The organism is Micromonospora violae (assembly GCF_004217135.1).
GTDB classification, from domain to species: domain Bacteria; phylum Actinomycetota; class Actinomycetes; order Mycobacteriales; family Micromonosporaceae; genus Micromonospora; species Micromonospora violae.
Genome location: NZ_SHKK01000001.1, coordinates 4,172,315 through 4,185,610 on the forward strand (window position 1 = coordinate 4,172,315; position 13,296 = coordinate 4,185,610).

Below are 13,296 nucleotides of genomic sequence, written 5' to 3' on the forward strand. Positions count from 1 at the left end.
GGAGCGGGATATGAGGTAGTGAGGGTGTGCGAGGCCCGGCCACTGTCGAAAGTTTCGACGTCGCCAGGACAACGGTGCGGTGCGTCAGGTTGCGGTGGTGACCCTGTTCCGCGCGAGGAGCCGAGTGACTGACTTGAACTTGAACTGCTGGATCAGGACGGCGGCGACGATGATGCCGCCCTTGACCATGTTCTGTGCCTCGATGGAGAGGCCGTTGATGGCGAAGAGGTTCGTGATCGTGGCGAAGATGATGACGCCGAGCAGCGAGCCGACGATGGTGCCCCGACCGCCGCTGAGCAACGTCCCACCGATGATCGCCGCCGCGATCGCGTCCAACTCGTACAGGTTGGCCATCGCCGCCTGCGCCGAGGTCGCCTGCGAGGTGAGCATGATGGCGGCGATACCGCAGCAGAGACCGGAGAGCGCGTAGAGCAGCATGGTGTGCCGCCGGACGTTGATGCCGGCCAGCCGGGCCGCCTCCGGGTTACCGCCGACGGCGATGGTCCGCCGCCCGAAGGTGGTGCGGTTGAGCACGACCCAACCGGCCAGCACGACCGCGCCGAGGATGTAGACGAGGATCGGGATCCCGATCACCTTGCGCGCCGCGATGTCGTTGATGAACGTGCTGCTCGACACCTGGGTCTGCTTGTTGGAGATCGATGCCGCCAGGCCACGCGCGGCCACCAGCATCGCGAGCGTGGCGATGAAGGGAACCAGCCGCCCGTACGAGATGAGCACACCGTTGACGAGGCCGACGCAGATGCCGACCACGAGAGCGGTGAAGATCATGCCGCCGGCGCCGTAGCTCTGGGTGGCCACCGTGGTGCACCAGACCCCGGCCAGCGCGACGATCGCGCCGACCGACAGGTCGATCCCACCACCGATGATCACGAAGGTCATCCCCACCGTGACCACACCGACGACCGAGGCCAGCTGAAGGATGGCCAGGACGTTGTTCCAGACCCAGTTCGGGTCGCCGTACAGGTCGGGCTTGGTGACCGCGCCGACCACGATGAGCGCGGCCAGCACCCCGATCAGACCGAGGTTGCGCTTGGCCCCGTCGCCACCGTCACCCCGCCACCAGGAGAGCTTGCCCGCGGATGCTGCTTTATCGCTGGCCACCGCCGTCTCCGCCGGATCCACCGGCGGCGACTGCGCCGGAAGCTGCGGGCGCTCCGGTGTCGCGGTGGGTGTGGGAGTCGCGTCGCTCATGCCGGTGCGCCTTCCATCAAGGACCCCGCCATCACGAGGTCAAGCACAGTGTTCTCATCGAGTTCGCCGGCCGCTGCTTCGCGGACGACCCGCCCTTCCCGCATCACCAGCACCCGGTCGGCCAGACCCAGCACCTCGGGCACCTCGCTGGAGACCAACAGCACCCCCACGCCCTGGGCGGCCAACGTCCGGATGACCTGGTAGAGCTCAGCCCGGGCGCCCACGTCCACACCCCGGGTCGGCTCGTCGAGAAGCAGCAACTTGGTGCCGCCGAGCAGCCACCGCCCGACCACCACCTTCTGCTGGTTGCCACCGGAGAGCGTGCGTACCGGCCGGTCGACGTCCCGGGGCCGCAGCTCCAGGGTCTCGGCGATCCGGTCCGCCTCGGCGCGTTCCTTGCCGGCGTTGGTGAAACCGAGCCGCGCGTACCGGCCGAAGGTGGCCAGCGTGACGTTGCGGTAGATCGGCTCACCGAGCAGCAACGCCTGACTCTTGCGCTCCTCCGGGGCCATCCCCATGCCGGCGCGAACCGCCGCGCCGACGCCGGGACGCAGAACCTTCCCGCCCATCCGCACCGTGCCGGCCGCCGCGAGGCGGGCACCGTAGATCGTCTCCAGCAACTCGGAGCGACCGGAGCCGACCAGCCCCGCGATGCCCACGATCTCCCCGGCCCGCACGTTCAGCGAGACGTCGGCGAACTCGCCCTCGCGGGTCAACCCCTCCACCTGGAGCAGGTCGGCACCCGCGGTGTCGTCGGTCGGCCGGTCCGGGAAGACGTACTCGATGGTGCGGCCGGTCATCCGGCTCACCAGGTCGCGGGTCGGGGTGTCGCGCGCCGGCAGGTTCGCCGCCGTGGTCCGGCCGTCCTTGAGTACGGTGACCCGGTCGCCGATTTCGCGGATCTCCTCCATGCGGTGGGAGATGTAGATGACGGCGATGCCCTGCGCGGTCAGCTCCCGGATGATCCGGAACAGGTTGCCGACCTCGTCGTGGGCCAGCACCGCGCTCGGCTCGTCCATGATGATCAGACGCGCCTCGTGCGACAGCGCCCGCGCCATGCTGACGATCTGCTTGCCCGCCGCAGGCAGTGACCGGACCATCCGTCCCGGCGGAATCTCACCGTGGCCGAGCCGGCTGAGGATCTGCCGGGTGTGCCGGGCCATCCGGCCGCGCCGGACGAACCCGAAGCTGCGGTACTCGTGCCCGAGGAAGGCGTTCTCCGCCACCGACAGGTCCTCGACGAGGTCGAGCTCCTGGTAGATCGTGGCGATGCCGGCCTTCATGGCGGCCTGCGGATTGGTGAACGTCGCCGGCTCACCACGCCACTCCACCAGCCCCGAATCCGGTTGGTGCACCCCGGCGAGCACCTTGATGAGGGTCGACTTTCCGGCGCCGTTCTGCCCGAGCAGGCAGTGCACCTCGCCGGCACGCACCTCCAGCTGCACGCCGTCGAGCGCGCGTACGCCGGGGAAGGTCTTGACCACATCGGTGAGGCGCAGGACCACCTCGCCCGCGACGGTGTCGGCGGGAGCCTCGACCAGCGGCGCCTCGGCGACGGCCTCGGCCGACGCGGTGGCGGGGTCATCCTCGGGCAGGGCCACAGTCTCCTCCTCGCTCACGACGGAACCTCGAACAGATTCATGCGGCTTCCCCGAAGGCGACGTCGCTCGCGAGCACCGCCGCGCCGGTGACTCCGGCACGGCCGCCCAGCTCGGACAGGACGACGGGAAGGTTGCCGGTGGCCAGCGGCAGGGACCGGCGGTAGACCACACTGCGGATCTCGGCGAGCAGGATGTGGCCCAGTTGGGCCAGGCCGCCGCCGATCACGATCATCGACGGGTTGGTGAAGCTGACCAGGCCGGCGAGCACCCCGCCGACCCGCCGTCCACCGTCCCGGATCAACTGGATGCAGGTCACGTCGCCCTCGACCGCGCCCTCGGCGACGTCCAGCGCGGTCACCACACCGCGCAGCGCCAGCCGCTCGGCCAGCGCCGGCGATGACCCGCTGCGGGCGGCGGCCGCGGCGTCCTTGGCCAGCGCGGCACCGCTGAACAGCGCCTCCAGGCAGCCGACGTTGCCGCAGGAGCACATCGGGCCGTGCGCGTCGACCTGGATGTGGCCGATGTCGCCGGCGCAGCCGTCGGTGCCCCGGTAGACCTCGCCGGTGAGGTAGATGCCGCACCCGATGCCGGTGCCGATCTTCACGAAGAGGAAGTCGTCCACCGAGTGCGCGACACCACCGTGCCGCTCCCCGATCGCCATGATGTTGACGTCGTTGTCGACCACCGCCGGGCAGCCGTGCTCCCGGCTGAGCAGCTCGCGCACCGGGAACCGGTCCCAGCCCGGCATGATCGGTGGTGAGACCGGAACGCCGTCGCGGAAGCTGACCGGACCGGGTACGCCGATGCCGACCGCGTCCAGTCGCTCGTACGCGCCGTCGACCCGGGCCTTGTGCAGCAGCTCGTTGACCCGTTGCAGGGTCACCTTCGGACCGTTGCGGATGTCGGCCGCCTCGGCGTAGTGGGCCACCGGTTCGAGGCGGCCGTTGACCACCTCGACATCCATCGAGCTGGCACCGAGGTCGACGGCGGCGAAGCGGAGATTCGGGTTCAGCTCGACCAGCGTCGAGCGACGCCCACCCCGGGACGCGGCGAGGCCCGCCTCGGCGACGTAACCCAACGCCACCAACCGATCCAGCTCGGCGAGCATGCGCGGGCGCGGCATCTGGAGTCGGTCGCCCAGCTCGGCCCGGGACACGGCGCCCTCGTCACGGAGCAACCGCAACAGTCGCACGTGCAGGGGGTCGACAGTCCGCACTGAAGCCCCCTCTTCATTGGCAGCGTTCACATCGACGCAACGCCGATGTGTTGTGTCCGACACAGTAGGAGCGCGCCACGCCGCCTGTCCAGAGCTTCAACCGTTCCGAGACCAACTTTTGTCCGAAAGAACAAAAGCTACTAGTCGATCAAGTAAAGGATCACGGAGTGCCCGTGACCCCTCGCCTGCAGTTCCATCGACCATCACGAAAAAACGCCCCGCCAGCCGATCCTCGGTGGCGGGGCGATTGGCGCTGAGCCGGGGTGGGCCCGGCGGTTGGCGCTGAGCCGTCAGCGGCCCGGCGGTTGGCGCTGAGCCGTCAGCGGCGGGCGGCGGAGTTGCGCTTCTTGCGGAGCTTGCGGTCGTCGCGCAGCTCGACGTACGGCTCGTCGTCCACCGCGTGGCCGGCCGAGATCGCGCGGCCACGCTCCAACTCCGCGTCGAACTCCGCCCCCAGCAGGATCGCGATGTTGCTGAGCCAGAGCCAGACCAAGAAAATGATCACCCCGGCCAGCGTCCCGTACGTCTTGTCGTACGACCCGAAGTTGCTCACGTAGAACGCGAACAGACCGGAGATCACCAGCCAGATCACCACGGCCAGCACGCCACCGGGGCTGACCCAGCGGAAGCCGCCGTGCCGCGCGTTCGGCGAGGCCCAGTAGAGGATCGCGAACATCAGGCTGACCAGGATCAGCAGCACCGGCCACTTGGCGACGTCCCACACCGCGACCGCCGTCGAGCCGAGCCCGATCACGTCACCCACCGATTCGGCGAGGCGGCCGGTGAAGACCACGATCACCGCGCTCGCCAGCAACAGCACCCCGATCACCGCTGTCACGCCGAGCCGGATCGGCAGCGTCTTCCAGATCGGCCGCCCCTCCGGCACGTCATAGATGGTGTTGGAGGCGCGCATGAACGCGCCGATGTAACCGGAGGCCGACCAGAACGCCGCCACCAGACCGATGATCGCGGCGAGGCTGGCGAGGCCACCGTTGCGGCCCGCGGCCTCGATCGCATCGGTGATGATCTGCCGGATGCTGCCGTCCGGCACCGCCTGGTTGACCGTGTCGGTGACGCCCTGGGTGGCGCTCTCGCCGAGCAGGCCGAGCAGGGAGATCAGCACCAGCACACCCGGGAAGATGGACAGCACCCCGTAGTAGGTCAGTGCCGCCGCCCAGTCGGTCAGGCTGTCGTCCTGGAATTCGGTGATCGTCCGGCGGAACGCCGCCTTCCAGCCACTGCCGGGCAGGTCGGTGGGGCTGTCCGGGCCCGCGTCGGGCCCAACCGGCGTGGTGGCGGGGTCACGCTCACGCTCACGATGGGCGGAAGACTCGTCCGAGGCCATCGCCCCTCCTCCTGGTCGGCGGTGTCACCTCCGGTCATGCCCCGTCGACGGGTGCGGATAACCCCTACTTGTAGAGCAACCTGGCCATTCGGCGAGAAGCCACCAGCAGGCCGATCGCCACCATCGCCAGCAGGTAGAGCACGTCGAGCAGCCAGAGCCAGCCGCCACTGCCCAGCGTGACCCCGCGGATCAGGTGCACCGAGCGGTACAGCGGGGTGACCTCGACGAGCCAGTGCAGCACCGTCGGATAGGCCTGCGCGGGCACGAACGTGCCGGAGAAGAGGAAGAGCGTGAACTGCGCGGAGCCCATCAGGTCGAAATCCTGCCAGCTGCGCATGAGGGTGGAGATCGCCATGCCGAGCGCCCCGAACGCGAACCCGACCAGCACGGCGGCCGGGAGGGCGGTCAGCGCACGGGACACGCTGGTCAGATCCAGGGCGACCATCACCCCGAGGAATGCCGCCGAGTAGGCGCTGCCCCGCAGCATCGCCCAACCCAACTCGCCCACGGCGATCTCGAACGGCCGTACCGGGGTGGCGATCATCCCGTCGTACAGCTTCATGTACTTCATCTTGCCGAAGAAGTTGAAGGTGGTCTCCGCGAGCGCCCCGGTCATCGCCGAGGAGGCGAGCATCGCCGGGGCCACGAACTCGGCGTACGAGACGAGCCGCCCGTCGGGCAGCGGCAGGTCACCGACGAGCGCGCCCACGCCCACCCCGATGGAGAGCAGGTAGAGCAGCGGCTCCACGAAGCCGGAGAGCAGCAGCAGCCAGTAGACCGACTTCAGCGCCGCGACGTTGCGCCCGACCACCGACGCCGACCGCCGGGACGCGGCGGAGACGTCGACCAGCCGGGGCAGGATCAGCGTGACCACGAGGGCTCCCTAGACGATGAGCTTGCGGCGGAACGCGCGCAGCGCGAGCAACCAGCCGGCCACCGCCCAGGCGGCCAGGTAGAGCAGGTGCCCGGCGATCGACCACTGTGGGGCGACGCCGAGCGTGGCCGCGCGGCACAGGTCCACGGCGTGCCACAACGGCGTCACGTACGCCAGCCACCGCAACGCGTCGGGCAGCGACTCGACCGGAAAGAACACCCCGGCGAAGAGCGTCATCGGAATGATCGCGAACCGGAACAGCATCGCCAGCCAACTGTCGCTCGACACCGACGCGGCGTACGCGAAGGTCGGCGCGGCGACGGCCAGCCCGAGCAACGCCACCACCGGGAGGGTGGCCACCGCCCACGGCGACCGCAGCGCCCCGAACAACCCGGTGACCAGCAGGAACGCCGCGATCGTGGTGAGCACCCGGAACAGCACGAAGGCCAGGTGCCCGGCCACGATGTCAGCCACCCGCAGCGGCGACGCGCCCTGCGCGAAGTAGGTCTTGACCCACTGGAAGTTGCTGAACACCGGCCAGGTGGAGTCACCGACGGTCACCTGGAGCGCGGTCGAGGCGATCAGCCCGGGGACCAGCCAGTCGAGGTAACGCACCCCGCCGACGCCCTGGTCGATGTACGCCCCGACGCCCAGCCCGAAGCCGACGACGGTCAGCACCGGCAACAGGAACGAGGAGAACACCCCGGCCCGCCAGGTGCGTCGCAGACCCACCAGGTAGTGCTCGAACACCGCGTACGCCGGCACCCAGGGGAACCGAGCCGACCCCGTCACACTCACCCGACCACCCCGCCCACCGCGCCGTCCACCACGACCTGTCTACCCCCGGGGTACGACAGACCGCCGGTCACCCTACGACGACCCCGCCGACGTGTCGCCCGGGTTTCGCCGCGCGCCACCCCAGGCCCGCTCGTTGATCAACTCTGCTTGATCGACTCGGCTTGCAGGAAGTCGCGGTGTCAGAGCCGCCCTGATCCCCCGTTTTCCTGAAAGCCGAGTGGATCAACGAGCGGATCGAAGCGGTGTGGCAGCCAGCTACCGGCGGACCGAGTCGGAACCGACGAACGCCCGCCACGCGTCGGGCGGGAAGACCAGCACGGGGCCGCCCGGGTCCTTGGAGTCGCGAACGGCGACCACACCAGGAAGGTTGTCGGCAACCTCCACACAGTTGCCGCCGCTGCCGTTGCTGCGGGTGCTCTTGCGCCACCGGGCGCCGGTCAGCTCCATGTCTCCGCCACTTCCGCGATCAGGTCGAGGGACTGCTGCTGCGATAGTGCCTCACCACGGATCGACTCCCACACCTCGACCATCTGCCGCACGTAGTCGGACCGGTCGATCACCTGACCGTGGCGTTGCCCGTCCAGGTAGACGACATCCTCACCGGTGGCGGTGGTGGCGATCACAAAGGGACCATCGAGCCCAGCGTACGCACCGGCTGACAGCGGCACGACCTGGATTCGGACCCGGGGCAGGGCCGAGCCGAGCTTCACCAGGTGACGCAACTGCTCGCGCATCACGTCCGGCCCGCCGACATGGCGGCGCAGCGCGTACTCGTCAACGACCAGGCTGAGCAGCGGCGGCCGGTCCCGGGTGAGCACGTGCTGCCGGTCCAACCGGGCGGTCACCTGCTGCTCGACCTCGTCCGCCGCGAAGAGCCCGGCACCGGCCAGGATGGCGCGGGCGTAACCCTCGGTCTGCACCAGGCCCGGCACGTAGAGCGGCTCGAACGAGCGCAGTGCTGTGGTCTCCTGCTCGATGCCGGCCCAGTCGCGGAACCACGGCACCACGGCCTCGCGGCTGATCCGCCGCTGGATGCGTTCGAACCGTCCGTCGGCGGCGAACACGGCGTCACACCGACGGGCGAAGTCGAGGCTCGGCCGGCGCTCGGACGTCTCCACCTTGGCGACCAGCGCACCGGAGTAGCTCAACGCCTCGGCCAGCGCCGTCTGCGACATCCCGGTGGCGGCCCGAGCCAGCCGCAACTCCTCGGCGAAGTGCTCCAGCATGGACGAACTCTCCACGGACACCCTCCGTACATTCCCGTACCGTGCCGGGCCGATCGGCGTACGCGCTGGTCGTCGGCGTGCGGAACCTCCCACCGTAGTCGGATCATCAGCAGACTGTCACGCAGCGGAACCGCTCACGGGATCGGACGGCGGGCGGAACCAGGCCGGGATCGCCCCGTGACCCCCGATCCGGGGCGCTCCCACCCAGTCCACACGCCCCGCCCCGCCGGCTGATGAGCATGGGAGACTCCGATGCCCCGCTACCGCCCGCATGTGGCGGCCCGCCCGTCCTGGCGCTGCCGGGTCTGCGGCGCGGCGTGGCCCTGCTCGCCGGCCCGCCTGGCGCTGCTCGGCGAGTACCGCGAGGACCGGATCAGCCTGCTCGTCTACCTCGCCACGGTGCACCACGAGGCGGCCGGGGATCTCGCCGGCCAGGTCGACCACCACCGGCTGTGCGACCGGTTCCTCACCTGGGCCAGAGCCCGCTGAGCGGTGATCCACTCGGGTTTCAGGAAATCGGGCTGTCCGCGGCGCCGCGTCACCCCGACTTCCAGGAAGCCGAGTGGATCTTCGCGAATCGGAGGTCGATACGCCGGTAATGTCGCGGTCGAGTCGCCACCGGCACTCCGCGGCGCGGTCAGTCGACCAGGGTGCGGCCGGTCAGGTGCAGGAAGACGTCCTCCAGGCCGCTGCGCCGGACCAGCACGTTCGCCGGCTGGAGCCCCAGCGCGGCGACCTCGGCGACCGCCGTGTCGCCATCGGGAACGTAGAGCAGGACCCGGTCGGGCAGCACCTCGACCCGCTCCCCCAGCCCGTCGAGCTTGCCGGCGAACGGCTCCTGCGACTCGGCGGCGAAGCGCAGCTCGACCACCTCACGGGTCGAGTGCTGCTCGATCAACGCCCGGGGCGAGCCCTCCGCGACGATCCGACCGCCGTCCATCACCACCAGCCGGTCACAGAGCTGCTCGGCCTCGTCCATGTAGTGGGTGGTGAGCACCAGCGTGACGCCCTGCTGCTTGAGCCGGAACAGCCGCTCCCACACCAGGTGCCGGGCCTGCGGGTCGAGCCCGGTGGTCGGCTCGTCGAGCAGCACGATCTCCGGATCGTTGACCAGCGCGCGGGCGATGGTCAATCGACGCTTCATGCCACCGGAGAGCGGCTCGACCTTGCTGTCGGCGCGCTCGGTGAGCTGGACGAAGTCGAGCAGCTCGGCGGCGCGCTCCCGGGCCGCCCGGCGGGAGATGCCGAAGTAGCGGGCGTAGACGGTCAGGTTTTCCCGGACGGTCAGCTCCGGGTCGAGATTGTCCAGTTGCGGGCACACACCCAGGCGCGCGCGGATCGCCGGCCCGTCGCGGACCGGATCCATGTCGAGGATGCGCAGTTCGCCACCACTGGGTGGGGAGATGCAGCCGACCATCCGCATGGTGGACGACTTGCCCGCGCCGTTGGGCCCGAGGAAGCCGAACGCCTCACCCGAGCGCACCTCGACATCGATGCCGTCCACGGCGGTGAACTCGCCGAACCGCTTCACCAGCCCGCGAGCCTGAATCAGTGGTCGCCCCGAAGTCACCGCCCGACACTAACCGCCAGGTCCGACAGCCCTCCACGCAAATAACCGCTCGCGGCGGCCGGTCACCCCGGTGTCCGTACCGCCGACGGCGAAACGCCGATCGATGCCCCACCCGTCAGCCGATCGACGTGTATCGTCCCCTCGTGTCGCCCATCAGCAAGCCCGATGGTTCGTCTCCACCTGCCCGACCAGCCAACTCTCCCGCCGACGAGACCGCGGCGAGCCCCGGCGGTGGGCCACCCCGACCGCGATCGGAGGCAGCGCCAGCGGAACCCGCCGACGCCCCCTCACCCAACCCCACCACCCCCGCGAGCAGACCCGACCCGAGCGGGCCTGACGTCGCCGAGCGCGCCACGCGGGACCTGGCCGCGCAGTTCGAGGACGAGAAGCCGGGCCGGGTGCTGTCCGGGCCGACCGCCCTGCTCCTCAGCACGGTGGCGCTGGCGGTCGGCGCTCTCGCCCTGTGGCAGGTGTTCCGTCCCCTGTCGCAGGGCAGCAAGTACTACCTGATCATCTTTCTGGCCGGCGTACTCCCGCTGGTCTTCCTCGCCTACCCGGCCGACCTGCGGCTACCGGCCCGGTTCCGCACGCGCCGACAACGCGGCACGAGCGCCGAAAACACCCCAGCCACAACAGCGTCGACGCGACCCACCGTGACGGACTGGGTCCTGGTCGCCCTGGCGGTCGTGGCCTGCCTCTACCCCGTCCTGCCGATCGGGATCGGCAGCGGTGGCGGCGGTTACAACGCGTTCCTCGACCGGCAGGGTCTGCTGGCACCGACGGATCTGGCGCTGGGCACCGTCCTGCTGCTCCTGCTACTCGAAGCCTGTCGGCGTACCACCGGGTGGATCCTGCCGGCGGTCTGCCTGCTGTTCCTCGGCTACGGCTACTACGGCGGGTTACTGCCGCAGTCGTGGCCGGTGGCGCACGCCGGGCTCGACTTCAGTCAACTGGTGGACGCGTTCTACAACTCCGACAGCGGGTTCTACGGCACGCCGCTCGACGTGGCCGCCTCGTACATCGTGCTGTTCACCATCTACGGCGCGGTGCTGGAGCTGTCCGGGGCCGGGCGGTTCTTCGTCGACCTGTCGGCCGCGGCGTTCCGCCGGTCGCGGACCGCCGCCGGCCGGACGGCGGTGGCCTCCGGCTTCCTGCTCGGCACCGTCTCCGGTTCCGGCGCGGCGACGACGGTGAGCATCGGCGCGGTCACCTGGCCGCTGCTGCGCCGCGCCGGCTACCCGCCCGAGCGGGCCGGCGGCATGCTGGCCGCAGCGGGCGTGGGCGCGATCCTCTCCCCGCCGACCCTGGGCGCGGCGGCGTTCATCATCGCCGAGTACCTGGGCGTCTCGTACCTCCAGGTGCTGGGCTGGGCAACGGTGCCGACGGTGCTCTACTACCTCGGCATCCTGCTCTCCGTGGAGATCGACGCCCGCCGGTCCGGCGTGCGGCCCGTGGTGATCGACGTCGGCTCGCCCTGGCGTCTGCTGGCCCGGTTCGGCTACCACTTCGCCTCGCTGATCGCCATCATCGTGTTCCTCGCGGTGGGCATGTCGGCGACGAGGGCGGTCGTGTTCGCCATTGTGCTCACCGTCGCGCTGTCCTTCCTGGCCCCCAGGAACGACCGCGCGTACCGGCTCACCCCGGGCCGGTTGATGACCGCGCTCGTCACCGGCGTACGCGGCGTCCTCGCCGTCACTGCGGTCTGCGCCGCCGCCGGCATCATCACGGCGACCACCACGAAGACCGGTCTCGGGCCGCAGGCGGCGGCGCTGCTGATCGGTGGGGCGCAGGCGGTCACCTCGGATCCGACGCTGGTGCTGGTGCTCACCGCGTTGCTCGCCGCCGTCGCGCTGAGCCTGCTGGGCCTGGCGGTGCCGGTCACCGCGTCGTTCGTGATCGGTTGGGTGATCGTCGGTCCGGCCCTGCTCGATCTGGGCGTCACCGCACCGGCGGCGGCGATGTTCGTCTTCTACTTCGCGGTGCTGTCCGAGGTGTCCCCACCGACCGCGCTCGCCGCGGTGGCCGCCGCCGCGGTCACCGGCGGCCGGCTGGTGCCGACCATGTGGCAGACCCTGCGGTACGCGCTGCCGGCGTACCTGATTCCGGTCGCGTTCGTCATCACGCCGGCCGGGCTCGGTCTGCTCGGCATCGGCGGCGTGCCCCGGATCGCGTTCGCCGCCGTGGTCACCGCGCTCAGCGTGGCGGTGCTCGCCGTCGCCGCCGGTGGCTGGCTGCCCGGTGTGGGCCCGGCCGGCACCCCGGAACGCGTGCTGGGCGCCCTCGCCGGCGTCACCCTGCTCTGGCTCGAACCCGTGCCGGTCACGGTCGGCGCGGTGCTGGCCGCCGTCGCGGCGGCGGGTGTGTTCATCCGCCGCGCCAGCCGGCCAATGTCCGGATCACCAGCCAATCGTGTGGAGGAACAACTGTGAGACGAATCGACGTACGGCTCGTCGCGGGCCTGAGCGTGCTCGCCCTCGTCGCGGTCGGTGCCGCTGGTTGCGGAGGTCAGCAGGGCGGCGCGGCGAAGGACGACGCGGCCAGTGAGGTCACCTGCGAGGTGACGAAGGAGACCCGCGTCGGCATCGCCACCGGCAACGCGACAGGTGTCTACTACGTGGTCGGCAACGCCCTGGCCGGGCAGTTGTCCGGGGCGACCGGCGGCAAGCTCAGCGGCACCGCCGCCGAGACCGGCGCCTCGGTGCAGAACGTCGAGCAGCTGGTCGGTGGCCAGTACGACGTGGCGTTCTCACTGTTCGACACGGCGGTCAACGCGGTCGAGGGCAAGGGCAGCTTCACCGCCCCGCAGCCGGTGCAGGCGCTCGCCCGCATCTACGACAACTACACCCAGGTGGTGGTCCGCAACGACTCCAAGATCACCTCGGTGGCCGACATGCGGGGCAAGCGGATCTCCACCGGCTCACCGAAGTCCGGCACGGAGGTGATCGCCAACCGGCTGTTGGAGGCCGCCGGTCTCGACCCGGCCAAGGACATCCGGGCGCAGCGACTGGACCTGACCAAGACGGTCGAGGGGATCAAGGACGGCAGCGTGGACGGCTTCTTCTGGTCCGGTGGTCTGCCCACCGGGGGCCTCACCGACCTGTTCACCACCGCCGGCGACTCGGTGACGTTCGTCGACCTCGCGCCACTGCTGCCGAAGATGGCCGCGCTGAGCCCCGGCTACCAGGAAGGCACGATCGGGCGGGACGTGTACCGGACGGCGTCCGACACCCCGACCATCGTCGTGCCCAATGTGCTGTTGGTCCGCAAGGACCTGGACGCCAATGTCGCCTGCGCGATCACCCGGACGGTCTTCGACAAGCGCGACGCCCTGGCCCAGGCCAACCCGGCGGCCAAGGGGATCTCGCTGGAGAAAGCCCGCCGGACCCTGCCGGTGCCGCTGCACCGTGGCGCCGAGAAGGCGCTGACCGACCTCGGCGCGAACTGACCGGATCGG

General features: G+C 70.3%; 12 protein-coding genes. 3 read left to right on the forward strand and 9 right to left on the reverse strand.

Annotated elements, in window-relative coordinates; genetic code table 11:
• Nucleotides 1–84: 84 nt before the first annotated feature.
• From EV382_RS18370 to EV382_RS18405, 8 genes are all read right to left on the reverse strand, one after another.
• Entirely contained in the window at nt 85–1,212 is a 1,128-nt protein-coding gene (locus EV382_RS18370; RefSeq protein ID WP_130403557.1) for an ABC transporter permease, read from the reverse strand.
• Entirely contained in the window at nt 1,209–2,717 is a 1,509-nt protein-coding gene (locus EV382_RS18375; protein ID WP_208758634.1) for a sugar ABC transporter ATP-binding protein, read from the reverse strand. The genes EV382_RS18370 and EV382_RS18375 overlap by 4 nt, the downstream gene beginning before the upstream one ends.
• Nucleotides 2,718–2,850: 133 nt before the next feature.
• The gene (locus tag EV382_RS18380) at nt 2,851–4,029 is read right to left on the reverse strand and encodes an ROK family protein (RefSeq protein WP_130403559.1); all 1,179 of its coding nucleotides are present in this window, start codon (nt 4,027–4,029) and stop codon (nt 2,851–2,853) included.
• A 319-nt stretch (nt 4,030–4,348) separates the two neighbouring features.
• The gene (locus EV382_RS18385; protein ID WP_130403561.1) at nt 4,349–5,374 is read right to left on the reverse strand and encodes a YihY/virulence factor BrkB family protein; all 1,026 of its coding nucleotides are present in this window, start codon (nt 5,372–5,374) and stop codon (nt 4,349–4,351) included.
• A 64-nt stretch (nt 5,375–5,438) separates the two neighbouring features.
• A complete protein-coding gene (locus tag EV382_RS18390; protein ID WP_130403563.1) occupies nt 5,439–6,248 on the reverse strand; it encodes an ABC transporter permease in 810 nt (269 codons plus the stop codon).
• Between the two features lie 9 nt (nt 6,249–6,257).
• Nucleotides 6,258–7,046 carry an ABC transporter permease gene (locus EV382_RS18395; RefSeq protein ID WP_130403565.1) on the reverse strand — a complete coding sequence of 263 codons (789 nt, stop codon included), beginning with the start codon at nt 7,044–7,046 and terminating at the stop codon, nt 6,258–6,260.
• 255 nt (nt 7,047–7,301) lie between these two features.
• Nucleotides 7,302–7,493 (reverse strand): DUF397 domain-containing protein, encoded by a 192-nt coding sequence (locus EV382_RS18400; RefSeq protein WP_130403567.1) that lies wholly within the window; start codon nt 7,491–7,493, stop codon nt 7,302–7,304.
• Complete coding sequence (locus EV382_RS18405) at nt 7,484–8,287, reverse strand: helix-turn-helix domain-containing protein (RefSeq protein WP_244236749.1); 804 nt, start codon at nt 8,285–8,287, stop codon at nt 7,484–7,486. The genes EV382_RS18400 and EV382_RS18405 overlap by 10 nt, the downstream gene beginning before the upstream one ends.
• 237 nt (nt 8,288–8,524) lie before the next feature.
• On the opposite strand from EV382_RS18405, the gene EV382_RS18410 reads away from it, so the two are divergent.
• Nucleotides 8,525–8,761: a flavin reductase gene (locus EV382_RS18410; protein ID WP_130403569.1), complete on the forward strand. Its 237-nt coding sequence runs from the start codon at nt 8,525–8,527 to the stop codon at nt 8,759–8,761.
• 148 nt (nt 8,762–8,909) lie between these two features.
• On the opposite strand, the gene EV382_RS18415 is transcribed toward EV382_RS18410, so the two are convergent.
• The gene (locus EV382_RS18415) at nt 8,910–9,842 is read right to left on the reverse strand and encodes an ABC transporter ATP-binding protein (protein WP_130403571.1); all 933 of its coding nucleotides are present in this window, start codon (nt 9,840–9,842) and stop codon (nt 8,910–8,912) included.
• A gap of 143 nt (nt 9,843–9,985) precedes the next feature.
• Here EV382_RS18415 and EV382_RS18420 point away from each other — a divergent pair, with 143 nt between their 5' ends.
• A complete protein-coding gene (locus EV382_RS18420) occupies nt 9,986–12,271 on the forward strand; it encodes a TRAP transporter permease (protein WP_130403573.1) in 2,286 nt (761 codons plus the stop codon).
• Entirely contained in the window at nt 12,268–13,287 is a 1,020-nt protein-coding gene (locus tag EV382_RS18425) for a TAXI family TRAP transporter solute-binding subunit (RefSeq protein ID WP_130403575.1), read from the forward strand. The genes EV382_RS18420 and EV382_RS18425 overlap by 4 nt, the downstream gene beginning before the upstream one ends.
• Nucleotides 13,288–13,296 lie beyond the last annotated feature (9 nt).